Consider the following 16,462-nt stretch of genomic DNA (forward strand, 5'->3'; position numbering starts at 1 on the left):
CGCCCGGCGCGCGGACCGGGCGATCCTGCGGTTGCGCAGCCTGGCCCGGGAACGGATGATCCTGGCGCGCGCTCATTGCGGCCCGCCCGGCGGCACCACCATCGCGCGGGCGGCGGCGGTCTGGCGGTCGCGGTAGGCGACGAGGCGGGCGCGCAGCGCGGCGTCGGTGGTGGCGAGGTTGGCCACCGCGTGCAGCGCGGCGTTGGCGGCGCCGGCCTCGCCGATCGCGAAGGTGGCCACCGGCACGCCCTTGGGCATCTGCACGATGGACAGCAGCGAATCCTCCCCGCGCAGATAGCGCGACGGCACCGGCACGCCGAACACCGGCACCGGGGTCAGCGCGGCCAGCATCCCGGGCAGGTGGGCGGCGCCGCCGGCGCCGGCGATGATGGCGCGCAGCCCGCGCGCCGCGGCCTGGCCGCCGTATTCGACCATGTCGAGCGGCATGCGGTGGGCGGACACCACGCGCGCTTCGAACGGCACGCCGAATTCGGTCAGCACCGCGACCGCATGCTGCATGACCTCCCAGTCGCTGGAGGATCCCATGACGATGCCGACCAGGGGTGGCGCGGACGGAGCGGAAGACGGGGGGCTGGACATGAAGGCGGATCCGGCATGGCCGGAACGAGAAGCGGAAACCGTGGATTTTACCCGCCGCGCCCCCATCTGGCCGTCATCCGCGCCACAACCGGCGCCGCATCAAGCACAATTCGTCTGATTCGCCGCATGGCGTACCCGCCTGCCGCACGCGCAGCGGGGCGCCCACACGAACCAATACCAATATTCAGGATTCCCGGTATGGATGTCACGCTAGCCAATTTCGAACGCGAAGTGCTGCACGCCTCGCGCGAAAAACCCGTTCTGGTCGATTTCTGGGCGCCGTGGTGCGGCCCCTGCCGCACGCTCGGCCCGCTGCTGGACAAGCTGGAACGCGACTACGGCGGCCGCTTCAGGCTGGTCAAGGTCAACGTCGACGAAAACCAGGAGCTGGCGGCCCATTTCCAGGCGCGCAGCATCCCGCTGGTGGTGGCCGTCGTCAACGGCCGGCCGGTGGACCAGTTCACCGGCGCCTTGCCGGAAGGCCAGCTGCGCAGCTTCATCGACCGCCTGCTGCCGCTGCCGCACGAGGAAGAACACCAGCGCGCCGTCGCCGCCTGGGAAGCGAGCGACACCGATGCCGCCGAAAAACACCTGCGCACGGCGCTGTCGCTCGACCCCGGCTACGACGAAGCGCGCCTGGACTACGTGGAACTGCTGATCGCCACCAGCCGGCCCGAAGACGCCAAGGCCCAGTTCGAGCGGCTGTCGGCCCGCATCAAGGCCGATCCGCGCTACGCCGCGCTGGAAACCACGCTCAACGCGGTCGAGCAGGCGCAGGAGCTGCCCGAGGAAGACGAGATGCTGGCCCGCATCGCCAAGGACCCGGCCGACCTGCAGGCGCGGCTGGAACTGGCCAACAAGCGCATCGCGCGGCGCGCGTGGGCCGGCGCGATGGACGAGCTGCTGGAGATCGTGCAGCGCGACCGCGGCTTCCAGGACGACATCGGCCGCAAGACGCTGATCGCGGTGTTCGAGATGGCGTCGGCGCAGCCGGAACTGGTGTCGCAGTACCGGCGGCGGCTGTCGGCGCTGCTGTTCTGACAGGCATGGCGGGCAGGCGCCCGCCGCCCGGGCGCTCAGAGCAGCTTGACCAGCGTGGCGAACACGCCCAGGCCGACCACCATCAGCGTGCCGAGCTTGATGGTCATGCGCTGCTCCAGCAGCTGGAGATCTTTCCGGATGCCGGTCTCGAACAGATTGAGATCTTTCCGAATGCCGGCCTCGACCCGTTCGAGATCCGTTCGGATACCGGCCTCAACCAGCTCAAGATCCTTTCGGATGCCGGCCTCGACCAGCTCAAGATCCTTCCGGACGGCGACCTCGAGCCGCTCGCCGTCCTGCCTGGTCATCAGCGTGGTGCCCGCTTCCTTCAACGCTTCCGCCAGCGCCTCGACCTTGGCCTCGGCCTGGGCAGCTGGCATGCCCGCGGCCTGCAGCCGCTTGCAGTACTTGAGCGTATCGAAGGCAAGTGCGGTCATGACGTTGTCGGAATGGCAATCCACGGCAAGATTCTACGCCCCTTGCCGTACGCCGGAATGGGGGTTGTGATGAATTTGTCATCCCCCTTGGAGCGGCGGCGCCCTTCACACCCCGACCAGCCGGACCTTGGCCTCGCGGTATTTGTCGGCCGTGCGCTCCAGCACGTCGGCCGGCAGGCGCGGCGCCGGCGCGGTCTTGTCCCAGTCCTGGGTTTCGAGCCAGTCGCGCACGAACTGCTTGTCGAAAGACGGCGGGCTGGTGCCGGGCACGTAGGCGTCGGCCGGCCAGAAGCGCGACGAATCCGGCGTCAGCACCTCGTCCATCAGGTGCAGCACGCCCTTGGCGTCTAGCCCGAACTCGAACTTGGTGTCGGCGATGATGATGCCGCGCCCGGCGGCGTATTCGGAAGCCAGCTGGTAGATGCGCAGCGAAACGTCGCGGATCTGCTCGGCCAGCGCCGGGCCGACTTCGCGCACCACGTGCTCGAAGTCGACGTTCTCGTCGTGCGAGCCGAGCACGGCCTTGGCGGCCGGCGTGAAGATCGGCTGCGGCAGCTTCTGCGCCTGCAGCAGGCCGGCGGGCAGCCGGATGCCGCACACGCTGCCGGTCTGCTGGTAGTCCTTCCAGCCGGAACCGATCAGGTAGCCGCGCACTACCGCCTCCACCAGCACCGGCTTGAGGCGCTTGACCACCACCGCACGCCGCGCCACCTGCCCTCGCTCGGCGGGCTCGACCACCGATTCCGGGTCGATGCCGGTCAAATGGTTGGGAATGATGCCCGCCAGCCGCCCGAGCCAGAAGTTGGTGAGCGAGTTGAGCACCTCGCCCTTGCCCGGGATCGGGTCATCGAGGATGACGTCGAACGCCGACAGGCGGTCGGTGGTGACGATCAGGAGCTTGTCGTCGCCCACCGCGTACATGTCGCGCACCTTGCCGCGCGCGATGAGCGGCAGGGACCGCAGGGTGGACTGGTAGAGCGGTGCGGACATGATGCGGGCCTGGGGTGGACGGGTTCGGGAACGGCGCTTACTGGACGATCTGCGCCAGCTTGCCGGAAGCGTACTGGGCGGCGATGTCGGCCAGCGGCACGGCCTTGATCTTGCCGGCGTTGCCGGCGGTGCTGAACTGCGTGTAGCGCTCGACACAGATCTTCTTGGCCGCGGCGCGCGCCGGCTTCAGGTATTCGCGCGGGTCGAACTTGTCGGGGTGCTCGGCGAAGAACTGGCGGATGGCGGCGGTCATCGCCAGCCGGATGTCGGTGTCGATGTTGATCTTGCGCACGCCGTGCTTGATCGCTTCCTGGATCTCTTCCACCGGCACGCCGTAGGTTTCCTTCATGTCGCCGCCGAACTCGCGGATGACCGCCAGCAGGTCTTGCGGCACGCTGGAGCTGCCGTGCATCACCAGGTGGGTGGTGGGCAGGCGGCGGTGGATTTCCTTGATGCGGTCGATGGCCAGGATGTCGCCGCTGGGCTTGCGCGAGAATTTGTAGGCGCCGTGGCTGGTGCCGATGGCGATGGCCAGCGCGTCGATCTGGGTGCGGCGGGCGAAGTCGGCGGCCTGCTCGGGATCGGTCAGCAGCTGGTCGCGGGTCATGGTGCCCTCGGCGCCGTGGCCGTCTTCCTTGTCGCCTTTCATCGTTTCGAGCGAGCCCAGGCAGCCCAGCTCGCCTTCGACCGAGATGCCGCGCGCGTGCGCCATCTCGACCACTTTCTTGGTGACGTCGACGTTGTAGTCGTAGTCGGCGATGGTCTTGCCGTCTTCCTTCAGCGAGCCGTCCATCATCACGCTGGAGAAGCCGAGGTTGATGGCGCCTTCGCAGACCTTGGGCGACTGGCCGTGGTCCTGGTGCATGACCACCGGGATGTGGGGATAGCTTTCGACCGCCGCGGCGATCAGCGCCTTCAGGAAGCCTTCGCCGGCATATTTGCGGGCGCCGGCCGAGGCCTGCATGATGACCGGGCTCTCGGTCTCGTCGGCAGCTTCCATGATGGCCTGGACCTGTTCCAGGTTGTTGACGTTGAACGCCGGGATGCCGTAGCCGTTCTCGGCCGCGTGATCGAGCAGTTGACGCATGGAAACCAGAGGCATGATGGACTCCTGATGGAAGTTCTCGGGCGCCGGGCGGCGGCGCCCGGCGCGTATGTCGTTAGTGGCCGGCGGCCTGGGCCCGCTCCTGCAGGACCGCCACCGCCGGCAGCGTCTTGCCTTCCAGGAATTCCAGGAAGGCGCCGCCGCCGGTCGAGATGTAGCCGACGCGGTCGGCGATGCCGTACTTGGCGATCGCCGCCAGCGTATCGCCGCCGCCCGCGATCGAGAACGCCGGCGAGGCCGCGATCGCGCGCGCCAGCGTTTCGGTGCCGCCGGCGAAGGCGTCGAATTCGAACACGCCCACCGGGCCGTTCCAGACGATGGTGCCGGCCTGCGCCAGCAGCCCGGCCAGCCTGGCGGCGGTGTCGGGGCCGATGTCGAGGATCATGTCGTCGGCCTCGACCTCGGCCGCGGCCTTGGTCTGCGCCGGCGCATCGGCCGCGAAGCGCTTGGCGGTCACGACGTCGGTCGGGATCGGCACGGCGGCGCCGCGCCTGGCCATCAAGTCGATGATGGCGCGCGCCTCGCCCACCAGGTCGGGCTCGGCCAGCGACTTGCCGATCGGCAGGCCCTGGGCCAGCATGAAGGTGTTGGCGATGCCGCCGCCCACGATCAGCTGGTCGACCTTGTCGGCCAGGCTCTTGAGGATGGTGAGCTTGGTCGATACCTTGGAGCCGGCCACGATCGCCACCAGCGGCCGCTTCGGGTCGTGCAGCGCTCGGCCCAGCGCGTCGAGCTCGGCCGCCAGCAGCGGGCCGGCGCAGGCCACCGGCGCGAAGCGGGCGATGCCGTGGGTGGTGGCCTCGGCCCGGTGCGCGGTGCCGAAGGCGTCGTTCACATACACGTCGCACAACGCCGCGAGCTTCTTGGCCAGCGCTTCGTCGTCTTTCTTCTCGCCCTTGTTGACGCGGCAGTTCTCGAGCAGGACCACCTCGCCCGGCGCCACCTGCACGCCGTCGACCCAGTCGGCCTGCAGCCGCACCGGCCGGCCCAGCAGCTCGGACAGCCGCTTGCCCACCGGCGCCAGCGAATCGGCCGGCGTGAGCGTACCTTCGGTGGGTCGCCCCAGGTGCGAGGTGACCATCACCGCGGCGCCCGCCTTCAGCGCCAGCTCGATGCCCGGCACCGAGGCGCGGATGCGAGTGTCTTCGGTGATGTGGCCGGCGTCGTCCAGCGGCACGTTGAGGTCGGCGCGGATGAACATCCGCTTGCCGGCCAGGCGGCCCTGGCCGGCAAGCTGCTGCAGCGTCAGGACCGCGCCCATCACTTGGCGGTCGCCAGCGCGACGGTGGTGTCCAGCATGCGGTTGCTGAAGCCCCACTCGTTGTCGTACCACGAGCTGACCTTGACCAGCTTGCCGATCGCCTTGGTTAGCGTGGCGTCGAAGGTGCTGGAAACCGGGTCGTGGTTGAAGTCGCTCGACACCAGCGGCTCGTTCGAATAGGCCAGGATGCCCTTGAGCGCGCCCTGCGAGGCTTCCTTCATGATCGCGTTGACCTCTTCCACGCTGGTCTCGCGGCCGGCGGTGAAGGTCAGGTCGACGATCGACACGTTGATGGTCGGCACGCGGATGGCGAAGCCGTCGAGCTTGCCGTTCAGTTCCGGCAGCACCAGGCCGACCGCGGCGGCGGCGCCGGTCTTGGTCGGGATCATGTTGTGCGTGGCCGAGCGCGCGCGGCGCAGGTCTTCGTGGTAGACGTCGGTCAGCACCTGGTCGTTGGTGTAGGAGTGCACGGTGGTCATCAGGCCCGAGACCACGCCCAGCTTCTGGTGCAGCGCGTAGACCAGCGGCGCCAGGCAGTTGGTGGTGCACGAGGCGTTCGAGATGACGGTGTGCTCTTTCTTCAGCACGCCGTGGTTGACGCCGTAGACGACGGTGGCGTCCACGTCCTTGCCGCCGGGGGCGGAGATGACCACCTTCTTGGCGCCGCCCTTCAGGTGGGCCGAGGCCTTTTCCTTGCTGGTGAAGAAGCCGGTGCATTCCAGCACGACGTCGACGCCCAGCTCGCCCCAGGGCAGCTCGGCCGGGTTGCGGTTGGCCAGCACGCGGATGCGGTCGCCGTTGACCACCATCGAATCGCCGTCGACCTCTACGGTGCCGGGAAACTTGCCGTGCGCCGTGTCGTAGCGGGTCAGGTGGGCGTTGGTCTTGGGATCGCCCAGGTCGTTGATGGCGACGATCTCGATGTCGTGCTTCTTGCCGTCTTCATAGTGGGCGCGCAGCACGTTGCGGCCGATGCGGCCGTAGCCATTGATCGCGACACGGATGGTCATGTTGTTTCCTCGATCGAAGTAAGAATTCGTTGATGGAACGTTCGGCCGGTATCCCGTCAGCCGACGACTTTTCTGACAGCACTCACGACCCGCTCGGCGGTGAAGCCGAAATGCTTGAACAACACGCCGGCCGGCGCCGATTCGCCGAAGGTGTCGATGCCGACCACCTCGCCGTCCAGGCCCACGTACTTGCGCCAGTAATCGGTGACCCCGGCCTCGACCGCGACGCGCGGCAGCCCCTTGGGCAGCACCGATTCGCGCCAGGCGGCGTCCTGCCGGTCGAACACGTCGGTGCACGGCAGCGACACCACGCGCACCGGCAGGCCCTCGGCCGCCAGCGCTTCCTGCGCGGCCAGCGCCAGCGCCACTTCGGAACCGGTGGCGACGATGATCGCGCGCGCGCCGGGCGCGTCGCGCAGCACGTAGCCGCCGCGCGCGATGGCGGCGACGGTGGCCTCGTCGCGCTCGACGAAGGGCAGGTTCTGGCGCGACAGCAGCAGCGCGGTCGGGCCGCCGGCGCGCACGTCCATGCCGACGCTGGCCGGGCGCGACACCGCCGCGCCCCAGGCCACCGCCGTCTCGGTGGTGTCGCAGGGCCGCCAGACCGACAGGTTGGGAATCAGACGCAGGCTGGCCGCGTGCTCGATCGACTGGTGGGTGGGGCCGTCTTCGCCCAGGCCGATGGAATCGTGGGTGAAGACGAACACCACCCGCTGCTTCATCAGCGCCGCCATGCGCAGCGCGTTGCGGGAATAGTCGGCGAAGGTGAGGAAGGTGCCGCCGAACGGCAGGTAGCCGCCATGCAGCGCGATGCCGTTCATGATGGCGCTCATGCCGAATTCGCGCACGCCGTAGTTGATGTGGCGGCCGAACTGCAGGCCGTCCTGGCCGGCGCGCACCGGCGCGGCGCCCTTCCAGTCGGTGTAGTTGGAGCCGGTCAGGTCGGCCGAGCCGCCCAGCAGCTCGGGCAGCGCCTCGACCAGCGCGGTGATGGCCAGCTGCGAGGCCTTGCGCGTGGCCACGGTTTCCTTCCTGGCGGCGGTGGCGGCCACGAAGGCGGCCAGCCGTTCGGCAAAATCGGCCGGCAGTTCGCCGCGCATGCGGCGGCCGAACTCGGCCGCCTCGGCCGGGAACTGCGCGGCGTAGCGGTCGAACAGCGCGTTCCACTCGGTTTCGGCGCGGGCGCCGGCGGGGCGGGCGTCCCATTGGGCGTAGACCGCGGTGGGGATCTCGAACGGCGCGTGCGGCCAGTTCAGCGCGTCGCGGGTGGCGGCGATTTCCTTGTCGCCCAGTGGCGCGCCGTGGACCTTGTCGGTGCCGGCCACGTTGGGCGCGCCCTTGCCGATCACGGTGCGGCACACGATCAGCGTGGGGCCGCCATGGGCGCCGGCCTGGGCCTTGGCCTTGGCGATGGCGTCGGACACGGCCTGCGCGTCGTGGCCGTCGACGTCGCGGATCACGTTCCAGCCGTAGGCCTCGAAGCGCTTGGCGGAATCGTCGGCGAACCAGTATTTGATCTCGCCGTCGATCGAGATGCCGTTGGCGTCGTACAGGACGATCAGCTTGGACAGCTTGAGCGTGCCGGCCAGCGACGCCGCTTCGTGCGACACGCCTTCCATCAGACAGCCGTCGCCGACGAAGGCGTAGGTGTAGTGGTCGACGATGGGCAGGCCGGGCCGGTTGAACTCGGCCGCCAGCAGCGCCTCGGCCAGCGCCATGCCGACCGCGTTGGAAACGCCCTGGCCGAGCGGGCCGGTGGTGGTTTCGACGCCCGGGGTGATGCCGACTTCGGGGTGGCCCGGCGTGCGCGAGTGCATCTGGCGGAAATTGCGCAGTTCGTCGATCGGCAGGTCGTAGCCGGTCAGGTGCAGCAGCGAGTAGATCAGCATCGAGCCGTGGCCGTTCGACAGCACGAAGCGGTCGCGGTCGGCCCAGGCCGGGTTGGCGGGGTTGTGGCGCAGGTGGCCGTGCCAGAGGGCGACGGCGATGTCGGCCATGCCCATCGGCGCCCCCGGATGGCCCGAATTGGCCTTCTGGACGGCATCCATCGACAGCGCGCGGATCGCGTTGGCCATGTCGGGGGAAAAAGCGGCTTGCTTGCTCATTGAGACACTCGATCCGGCGGAAAATCCCGCTGCTACAAAGCTTTCGAGTTTAACATTCGCGTTGGTCAGGCACCCTGCGCAGGGTACGCCGGCCGCCACGATTGTTACATCCGCCATCCTGCCGATGCCTTTGCCCCGCTTCCACCTCGAACACCCGCTGGCGCCCGAATCCCGGGTCGCGCTGCCGGATGCCATCGCCCATCATGCCACCCGCGTACTGCGTCTGCGCGACGGCGACGAGCTGGTGCTGTTCGACGGCGGCGGCGGCCAATACCCGGCGATACTGGAACTGGATGGCCGCGCGGCCTGGGCGCGCACCGGGCGCCACGACCCGCGCGAGGCGGAACTGCCCGGCCGCGTGGTGCTGGCGCAGGCCATCCCGGCCGGCGACAAGATGGACTGGGTGGTGGAAAAAGCGGTGGAAGTAGGCGCCGCCGAAGTCCAGCCGCTGGCGGCCGCCCGCAGCGTGCTGCGCCTGTCGGGCGAACGCCTCGACCGCCGGCTGCTGCACTGGCGCCGCGTGGCCGTGGCCGCCTGCGAGCAATGCGGCCGCAACCGCGTGCCGCACGTGGCGCCGCCGCTCACGCCGGCGCAATGGCTGGCGCGCGATGGCGCCGCGCCGCTGCGCCTGTTCTGCGATCCCGACGCCACGGTCCGCATGACCGACCTGCTGGCCGGTCTGCCGCAACCGCCGGCCGCCGTCGAACTGCTGGTCGGCCCGGAAGGCGGCTGGGCGCCGGAGGAATACGAACTGGCCGGGCGGCACGGCGTGCAGGCGGTGCGCTTCGGCGAGCGCATCCTGCGCACCGAAACTGCCGGCACCGCGCTGATCTCGGCGCTCAGTGCGCGGCTCGGCTGGATCTGAAGCGCGCGGCGAAAGCGTGGACATGATTTTGCGGTATTCCCCGCGCGGAACAGGCTGCCGCGCCGTCCGCCCGGGAAGTGGGCCAGGCCTTGCAGCGTAAGCAAAGAAGGCAGCGCCAGGTGTAGCACCTTGCATCGGATTCGCAGCGCTTGTAACGCGGTGCCGGGCGCGGAGCCGGCAGTGCGGACTAGTCCAGCGGGTGGAGGGCCGACGGCGCGGCCGCGCCGTCGGCCTTTTCCAGGATGAAAGCGAAGACCTTGCCGTTCTCGCGCGCGAACTCGACGGTGTCTTCGCACACCTGGGCGATGGCGGGGGCGTGCTCGGCCAGGCCCGGGTCGTCTTCGTGCAGGCCGCGCAAGGCCAGCACCATGCCCACGTCCTGTTCAAGCACGGTGTCGGTCAGGCAATCGTAGAGGGCGTCCAGATTGCCGCCGAAATGCTCGGGAAAGTCCACCGCGTTGGCGATCGCGCGCAGGACGGCGGACTTGCTCTTGGCGCGGGTGCAATCGACGTCGAACACGGCGATCTTGAGGCTGTCGGCGGCGCGGCGCAGTTCGGCCGGCTCGACGCCGGTACGGTATAGCGTCCCGCCTTTTTTCAGGCACTCGCGCAAAGAGGTCGCGTCGAGGGACATGGATCACTCCCGGATGCGTTGAAACGATGCGTAGTGATCGGCGGTGTACCAGTACTCGCCGCTGGTGGCCGGATCACCGGTACCGCCTTTGCCGGCAACAATGCGCCGGGCGCCGCGATCGCGTGCGCCCGGCGTGGGGACCGTGTACTCGGTATAGTAACCACGCGGCCGCTGGGGCAACAACCGCTCCCGGTTGAAAAAAACCACACCGTCGCGCGGATGCGTGAACGGCCCGCCGCGGTGGATCAGTATCAGCACCTGCCGCGCCTCCGGCGGCAGCTCCGAAACCGACACATTGGCGATGGTCCGCACCGGCGCCCGCGCCGGCGCCGCGCCGCAGAAGGCCAATCCGAACAGAATGGCGGCCAGCCACCGCCGCCAGCCCTTCGCCTGCATCATTCCCTCCTTACTCCAATCTCCCGGCCTGCCCCGGCCCTATCCAGGACGCCGCGGATCCGGCTCCGCCGGTCCGCCAGCGTCGCCCCTCGAGGGGCGCGCGAAGCGCGTAGGGGTGGGCCCATTCAACAGCGTGCGTTGGCGTCCATGATGGTGAGCGCCGTCATGTTGATGATGCGGCGCACGGTGGAGCTGGGCGTAAGGATGCTGACCGCGGCGCTGCAGCCCAGCAGGATCGGGCCGATCGCCACGTTGTTGCCGGCCGCCGTCTTGAGCAGGTTGTACGAGATGTTGGCCGCCTCGATGGTGGGGCATACCAGCAGGTTGGCCTCGCCCTTCAGCGTGCTGTCGGGCAGCACCTTGTTGCGCAAGGCCTCGTCGAGCGCGCAGTCGCCATGCATTTCGCCGTCGATTTCCAGCCACGGCGCCTGCTCGCGCACCAGCGCGAGCGTTTCGCGCATCTTGACCGCCGAGGCCGCGCTGCTGCTGCCGAAGTTGGAATGCGACAGCAGCGCCGCCTTGGGCTCCACGCCCAGGCATTTCATTTCCTCGGCCGCCCGGATCGTGATCTCGGCCAGCTGCGCCGCGCTCGGGTTCTCGTTGACGTGGGTGTCGACCAGCACCACCGTGCGCTGCGGCAGCACCAGGAAATTCATCGCCGCGTAGACGTTGCTGTCGGGCCGCCGCCCCAGCACCTCGTCGACGAAGCGCAGGTGCGAATGGTAGGCGCTGACCGTGCCGCAGATCATGCCGTCGGCGTCGCCCTGGCGGATCATCATCGCGCCGATCAGCGTCAGGCGCCGCCGCATCTCGATCTTGGCGAACTCCTTGGTCACGCCCTTGCGCTTGGTGAGCTCCCAGTAGGCGTTCGAGTAATGGCGGTGGCGCTCGTCGAACTCGGGATTGGTGACTTCGACGTCCTGCCCCAGGCGCAGCCGCAGGCCCAGCTTTTCGATCCGGCGCGCCAGCACGGCCGGCCGGCCGACCAGGATCGGGCGCGCCAGGCCTTCGTCGACCACCGCCTGCACCGCGCGCAGCACGCGTTCTTCCTCGCCCTCGGTGTAGACGATGCGGGCCTTGCCGCCCTCGCGCACGGTGCGGCGCGCCGCCGCGTACAGCGGCCGCATGAAGGCGCCCGAATGGTAGACGAACTGCTGCAGCTGCTCGCAGTAGGCGTCCATGTCGGCGATGGGCCGCGTGGCCACGCCGGAATCCATCGCCGCGCGGGCCACCGCCGGCGCGATGCGCACGATCAGGCGCGGGTCGAAGGGCTTGGGAATCAGGTACTCGGGGCCGAAGGCCAGGTCGGCCGCGTCGTAGGCGGCGGCCACGATCTCGCTCTGCTCCTGCCGCGCCAGCTCGGCGATGGCGTGAACGGCGGCGATTTCCATCTCGCGCGTGATGGTGGTGGCGCCCACGTCGAGCGCGCCGCGGAAGATGTACGGGAAGCAGAGGACGTTGTTGACCTGGTTCGGGTAGTCGGAGCGGCCGGTGGCGATGACCACGTCGTCGCGCGCCGCCTTGGCCAGCTCGGGCAGGATTTCCGGGGTCGGGTTGGCCAGCGCCAGGATCAGCGGCCGCGGGCCCATCGCCGCCACCATTTCCGGCTTCAGCACGCCGCCGGCCGACAGGCCCAGGAATACGTCGGCGCCGCTGATCACCTCGGCCAGCCGGCGGTGTTCGGTGGGCTGCGCGTAGCGGGCCTTGTCGGGGTCCATCAGGGCCGTGCGGCCTTCGTACACCACGCCTTCCAGGTCGGTCACCCAGATGTTGGCGCGCGGCAGGCCCAGGTCGACCAGCAGGTCGAGGCAGGCGAGCGCGGCGGCGCCGGCGCCGGAGGTGACCAGCTTGACCTCCGGCAGCCGCTTGCCTACCACCGCCAGGCCGTTGAGCACCGCGGCCGCCACGGTGATGGCCGTGCCGTGCTGATCGTCGTGGAACACCGGGATGTTCATGCGCTCGCGCGCCTTGCGCTCGACGATGAAGCACTCGGGCGCCTTGATGTCTTCCAGGTTGATGCCGCCGAAGGTCGGCTCGAGCGCGGCGATGATGTCGACCAGCTTGTGCGGGTCGGTTTCGTTGACTTCGATGTCGAAGACATCGATGCCGGCGAACTTCTTGAACAGGACGGCCTTGCCTTCCATCACCGGCTTGGAGGCGAGCGCGCCGATGGCGCCCAGGCCCAGTACCGCGGTGCCGTTGGTGATCACCGCCACCAGGTTGCCGCGGCCGGTGTAGCGGAAGGCATTGGCCGGATCGTCGACGATGGCCTCGCAGGCGGCCGCCACGCCCGGCGAATAGGCCAGCGCCAGGTCGCGCTGGGTCACGAGTTGCTTGGTGGGGGTCACCGAGATTTTGCCGGGGCGGCCGTATTCGTGGTATTCGAGCGCCGCTTTGCGCAAATTGGGATCGAGGGGCTGGGCCATTGAGGAGTCTCTGTCCTGCGGAATGCTAGTTATCTTGCAAGCTGCGGATTATCCGCCCCTGCCCGGGCTAACACAACCTGACAGACTCCCCCCTGGTCCATGCAAGCACGCGACCCATCAAGGGCACGGCGGATCCGGCTCCGCCGGTCCGCCAGTGCCGCCCCCTGGGGGGCGCGCGCAAGCGCGTAGGAGCCTCTACCCCGGCAGCAGTCCCGCGGGGTCGAACAGCGACTTGACCATCGCGTCCTGGCGATCGGCCGGGGTCTCGCGCAGCGAGTCGCGCACCGGCCGCGGGGCGCCGCGCTGCGCCGGCGGGGCGCCGGCTGGGCGGGCCTGCAATTGCACCCGCGCCACCCAGGCCAGCGTGCCGCCGCTGCCCAGCAGCACGTGGCCCGGATTCGGAACCGGCGCCGCCGCCCCGGGCGCGGCATACGGCACCAGCCCGTCGAGCCGGTAGCGCGCCGGCCAGGCCGGCTGCGCCAGCATCGCGACGGCGTCGCGCTCGCCCGCCAGCTGGAACAGGCTGGCCACCAGGCGCCCGCCGGCCGCGGAGCGCAGCGATTCGGTCGAGTCGGCGCCGAACGGCCCCAGCCGCTCGAACTGGCCGGAGGCCAGCAGCACGTCGGCCGCCAGCAGGCCGGAGTCGGCGCAGCGGCCGGGCAGCCAGTCGCCGGCGCGGGCCAGCCAGGCATCGACGGGTTCATCGTCGCCGCCTTCATCCCACTGCCACGGCAGCCCGGCCAGCCTTTCGCGGATCGCTCCGGCACGGCAGCCGGCCTGCACCGTCAGCACGCCGCGGGCGGCATCGACCGCCTCGATGGCGTCGAATGCGGAGGTGTCGAGCCGCAGCCAGTGGCGATCGGGCGGCAGCGCGGTCTCGTCGGCGCCGGACGGCACCGGCAGCACGCCGAACTCGGCGCACAGCGCGCGCGCGTGGTAGACATCCTGCTCGCGCCGCACGGCAAGGCGGCCGCGGCCCGGGCCGTCGGCCGACGCGGTGTCGTCTTCGACGCGGCCGCCCGTCACCCGCGACAGGCGGTGGCAGAACTGGCGCCACGGCGAACTGCTCAGCAATTGAGGCAGCAGGAAAGCACGACGTCCGGGTTTCATCGGCGGGGCAACGGAGCGGTGGCGGTGGCGGTGGCGGTGGCGGTGGCGCGGCGGATCATCTGCGCATTGTAGGCGAACCGCAATCGGCGCAGCGGGCCCGGTGACGCAGCCTCCGGTACCATGGCGTCTGTTCTCCCGCTCGCCTCTTTCGCCATGCCGCGCCTGTCTTCCCGCGTCGCCCGGATCTCGCCGTTCCATGCCATGGAGGTCGCCAAGCACGCCGCGCGCCTGCAGGCCGCCGGGCGCGACGTGATCCAGATGGGCATCGGCGAACCCGACTTCACCGCCGCGCCGGCCGTGGTCGAAAGCCTGGAACGCGCGGCCCGCGCCGGCCACACCCAGTACACGGCCGCGCTCGGGCTGGCGCCGCTGCGCGAGGCGATCGCGGCCTTCACCGCGCAGCGCTTCGGCGTGCCCGTCGATCCGGCGCGCGTGATCGTCACGGCGGGCGCCTCGGGCGCGCTGCTGCTGGCCTGCACCGCCCTGGTCGAGAACGGCGCGCAGGTGCTGATGCCGGATCCCACCTACCCCGCCAACCGCCACATCGTGACGGCGGCCGGCGGCACGCCGCGGCTGATCCCGACCGCGCCGGCCGACCGCTTCCAGCTCAACGCCGGCCACGTCCGTACCCACTGGACGGCGCAGACGGCGGGCGTCGTGATCGCGTCGCCCGGCAATCCCACCGGCACCTCGATCGCGCCCGGCGCGCTGGAAGAACTGGTGGGCGAAGTGCGGGCGCGCGGCGGCTTCGCCATCGTCGACGAGATCTACCTGGGACTGCGCTACGAGGGCGAACGCCGCTCCGCGCTGGCCCTGGGCGACGACGTGATCGTCGTCAACAGCTTCTCCAAATACTTCCAGATGACGGGATGGCGCCTGGGCTGGCTGGTGGTGCCGCCCGGCCTGGTCGGCGCCTTCGAACGGCTGGCCCAGAACCTGGTGATCTGCGCCCCGACCCTGTCGCAGCACGCCGCCCTGGCCTGCTTCACCCCCGAATCGCAGGCCCTGTTCGAGTCGCGGCGCGCCGTCCTGCGCGAACGGCGTGACTACCTGCTACCCGAATTCGCCCGGCTGGGGCTCGACATTCCGGTCGCGCCGGACGGGGCCTTCTATATATATAGCGATGTGCGCCGCCACGCCGCCGACAGCGCCGCGTTCGCCGCCCGCCTGCTCGACGAGGCCGGCGTGTGCGCCGTGCCCGGCATGGATTTCGGCGCCGCCGGCGCCGACCGCTATCTGCGGTTTTCCTATGCGACGGGGCTGGACCGGCTGCAGGAAGCGGTGCATCGCCTGGGCCGGCTGCTGGGGGCGTAAGGGGAAAGAACACGGCGCCGCGGTTGCGGCGCCGTGGCGGTCATCACATGACCGTGGCAGACGCCGCGGCCGCGCGCGGCGCGGGCGCCGGCGGGATCAGTTCGGCCGTCGCCGCCTGCTGCGGCTCGGCAACCGGCTTGTCGGCGGGCATGCCGGCCGCGGAGGCCAGGCGCCGCCGCTCGGCAAGCACCTTATCGCCGTAGGGACTGTCGCCGGTGGGGGTCGTACCCACGTACATGCGCAAGCCGGCCACCAGCGAGCCGCCACGCACGATGCAATCCTTCAGGATCAGCGCGCCCACGTGGATGTTCGCCACCGGGTTCCATGCAGCCTGTTCGCCGCCGAAGCTCTGGAATTTGTCGACGTGGACCTTGGTCAGCACCTGCATCAGGCCCTGCGCGCCGACCTGGCTTTCGGCAAAGGGGTTGAAGCTGGACTCGATGGCCATGACAGCCAGCAGGAGCAAGGGATCGATGCCCATTTCCTGGCCCACGCCATAGGCGGTGGAAACCAGCATGCGGGTCGCTTCGTTGGAAACCCGGTATTTGCGCGCGATGTAGCGGCCCAGGGATTCCAGCTGGGCCGGCGAAGCCTTGGCCACCGGCAGCTTGGCGGCCGAACGGCCGTCGCCGACCGATTCGAGGAAGGCCACGCTGCGGTTCCGCACAACCGGCGCGACCACGGCATCGGCCGACGCCACGGCGGCCGCCGGCACGGCCGGCACCGCTGCGACGGGCGCCGGTTCGGCCTCGGCGACCGGCGCGGCGGCCGGCGCATCGGACGAGCCGGCTTCCATATCCACATACAGCAGGCGGGCCTGGGCGCGCAGCTCCGGAGACAGCTGCAACGCACCGAAAAGGACCAGCATCGCCAGGCCCAGATACAACGTATACGAACGAGATGCGTCGGCAAACCCTTTGCGGATCCTGACCGTCATCTGCTTCAGCGGCGAGCGCGACTGCGCATCGACCATGCCATTTTCCTCCTTGCGGGGGCGGACCAAAAAAAACGCCGCTCCCCGGAGCGCATGCTCCAGATCGTGGCAGGCCCAGCCTGCTTGGCTGAACATCGCACGGCCGCCGGAATGGCGGCCAGTACACCTGCATGACCCGGTACCGCGTGGCACCGATGCAGTCATGCCTGTTTCGGGCGGAGGGCGCGTTCGCGC

At 69.8% G+C, this 16,462-nt stretch carries 15 protein-coding genes; 3 read left to right on the forward strand and 12 right to left on the reverse strand.

The window, feature by feature from the left end; all coding sequences use genetic code 11:
- Positions 1 to 72: 72 nt before the first annotated feature.
- Positions 73 to 600, reverse strand: a complete 528-nt coding sequence (gene purE, locus ABD927_RS07820; protein ID WP_345248030.1) for a 5-(carboxyamino)imidazole ribonucleotide mutase — start codon at positions 598 to 600, stop codon at positions 73 to 75.
- Positions 601 to 798: 198 nt separating this feature from the next.
- On the opposite strand from purE, the gene trxA reads away from it, so the two are divergent.
- A complete protein-coding gene (trxA, locus tag ABD927_RS07825) occupies positions 799 to 1,641 on the forward strand; it encodes a thioredoxin (RefSeq protein ID WP_345248032.1) in 843 nt (280 codons plus the stop codon).
- A gap of 35 nt (positions 1,642 to 1,676) precedes the next feature.
- Here trxA and ABD927_RS07830 read toward each other — a convergent pair whose 3' ends face one another.
- From ABD927_RS07830 to tkt, 6 genes are all read right to left on the reverse strand, one after another.
- Complete coding sequence (locus ABD927_RS07830) at positions 1,677 to 2,078, reverse strand: CCDC90 family protein (protein WP_345248034.1); 402 nt, start codon at positions 2,076 to 2,078, stop codon at positions 1,677 to 1,679.
- Positions 2,079 to 2,183: 105 nt separating this feature from the next.
- Positions 2,184 to 3,068: a phosphoribosylaminoimidazolesuccinocarboxamide synthase gene (locus ABD927_RS07835; RefSeq protein WP_345248036.1), complete on the reverse strand. Its 885-nt coding sequence runs from the start codon at positions 3,066 to 3,068 to the stop codon at positions 2,184 to 2,186.
- A 37-nt stretch (positions 3,069 to 3,105) separates the two neighbouring features.
- Entirely contained in the window at positions 3,106 to 4,170 is a 1,065-nt protein-coding gene (fba, locus tag ABD927_RS07840) for a class II fructose-bisphosphate aldolase (protein WP_345248038.1), read from the reverse strand.
- 58 nt (positions 4,171 to 4,228) lie between these two features.
- Entirely contained in the window at positions 4,229 to 5,434 is a 1,206-nt protein-coding gene (locus ABD927_RS07845; RefSeq protein WP_345248374.1) for a phosphoglycerate kinase, read from the reverse strand.
- On the reverse strand, positions 5,434 to 6,444 hold the full coding sequence (gene gap / locus ABD927_RS07850) for a type I glyceraldehyde-3-phosphate dehydrogenase (RefSeq protein ID WP_345248040.1): 1,011 nt from the start codon (positions 6,442 to 6,444) through the stop codon (positions 5,434 to 5,436). The genes ABD927_RS07845 and gap overlap by 1 nt, the downstream gene beginning before the upstream one ends.
- A gap of 56 nt (positions 6,445 to 6,500) precedes the next feature.
- Entirely contained in the window at positions 6,501 to 8,549 is a 2,049-nt protein-coding gene (gene tkt, locus ABD927_RS07855; RefSeq protein ID WP_345248042.1) for a transketolase, read from the reverse strand.
- Positions 8,550 to 8,673: 124 nt separating this feature from the next.
- On the opposite strand from tkt, the gene ABD927_RS07860 reads away from it, so the two are divergent.
- Positions 8,674 to 9,414 (forward strand): 16S rRNA (uracil(1498)-N(3))-methyltransferase, encoded by a 741-nt coding sequence (locus ABD927_RS07860; RefSeq protein ID WP_345248044.1) that lies wholly within the window; start codon positions 8,674 to 8,676, stop codon positions 9,412 to 9,414.
- A gap of 187 nt (positions 9,415 to 9,601) precedes the next feature.
- Here ABD927_RS07860 and ABD927_RS07865 read toward each other — a convergent pair whose 3' ends face one another.
- The 4 genes from ABD927_RS07865 to ABD927_RS07880 form a co-directional block, all read right to left on the reverse strand.
- Positions 9,602 to 10,048, reverse strand: coding sequence for a barstar family protein (locus tag ABD927_RS07865; RefSeq protein ID WP_345248046.1), 447 nt, complete (start codon positions 10,046 to 10,048; stop codon positions 9,602 to 9,604).
- Between the two features lie 3 nt (positions 10,049 to 10,051).
- Positions 10,052 to 10,447 (reverse strand): guanyl-specific ribonuclease, encoded by a 396-nt coding sequence (locus tag ABD927_RS07870; protein WP_345248048.1) that lies wholly within the window; start codon positions 10,445 to 10,447, stop codon positions 10,052 to 10,054.
- Between the two features lie 122 nt (positions 10,448 to 10,569).
- A complete protein-coding gene (locus tag ABD927_RS07875) occupies positions 10,570 to 12,870 on the reverse strand; it encodes an NADP-dependent malic enzyme (protein ID WP_345248050.1) in 2,301 nt (766 codons plus the stop codon).
- A gap of 195 nt (positions 12,871 to 13,065) precedes the next feature.
- Positions 13,066 to 13,980 carry an FAD-binding oxidoreductase gene (locus tag ABD927_RS07880; protein WP_345248052.1) on the reverse strand — a complete coding sequence of 305 codons (915 nt, stop codon included), beginning with the start codon at positions 13,978 to 13,980 and terminating at the stop codon, positions 13,066 to 13,068.
- A 153-nt stretch (positions 13,981 to 14,133) separates the two neighbouring features.
- On the opposite strand from ABD927_RS07880, the gene ABD927_RS07885 reads away from it, so the two are divergent.
- Positions 14,134 to 15,294: a pyridoxal phosphate-dependent aminotransferase gene (locus ABD927_RS07885; RefSeq protein ID WP_345248375.1), complete on the forward strand. Its 1,161-nt coding sequence runs from the start codon at positions 14,134 to 14,136 to the stop codon at positions 15,292 to 15,294.
- A 43-nt stretch (positions 15,295 to 15,337) separates the two neighbouring features.
- On the opposite strand, the gene ABD927_RS07890 is transcribed toward ABD927_RS07885, so the two are convergent.
- A complete protein-coding gene (locus tag ABD927_RS07890) occupies positions 15,338 to 16,267 on the reverse strand; it encodes a lytic transglycosylase domain-containing protein (protein WP_345248054.1) in 930 nt (309 codons plus the stop codon).
- Positions 16,268 to 16,462 lie beyond the last annotated feature (195 nt).

The organism is Pigmentiphaga soli (genome assembly GCF_039541095.1).
GTDB lineage: Bacteria > Pseudomonadota > Gammaproteobacteria > Burkholderiales > Burkholderiaceae_B > Pigmentiphaga > Pigmentiphaga soli.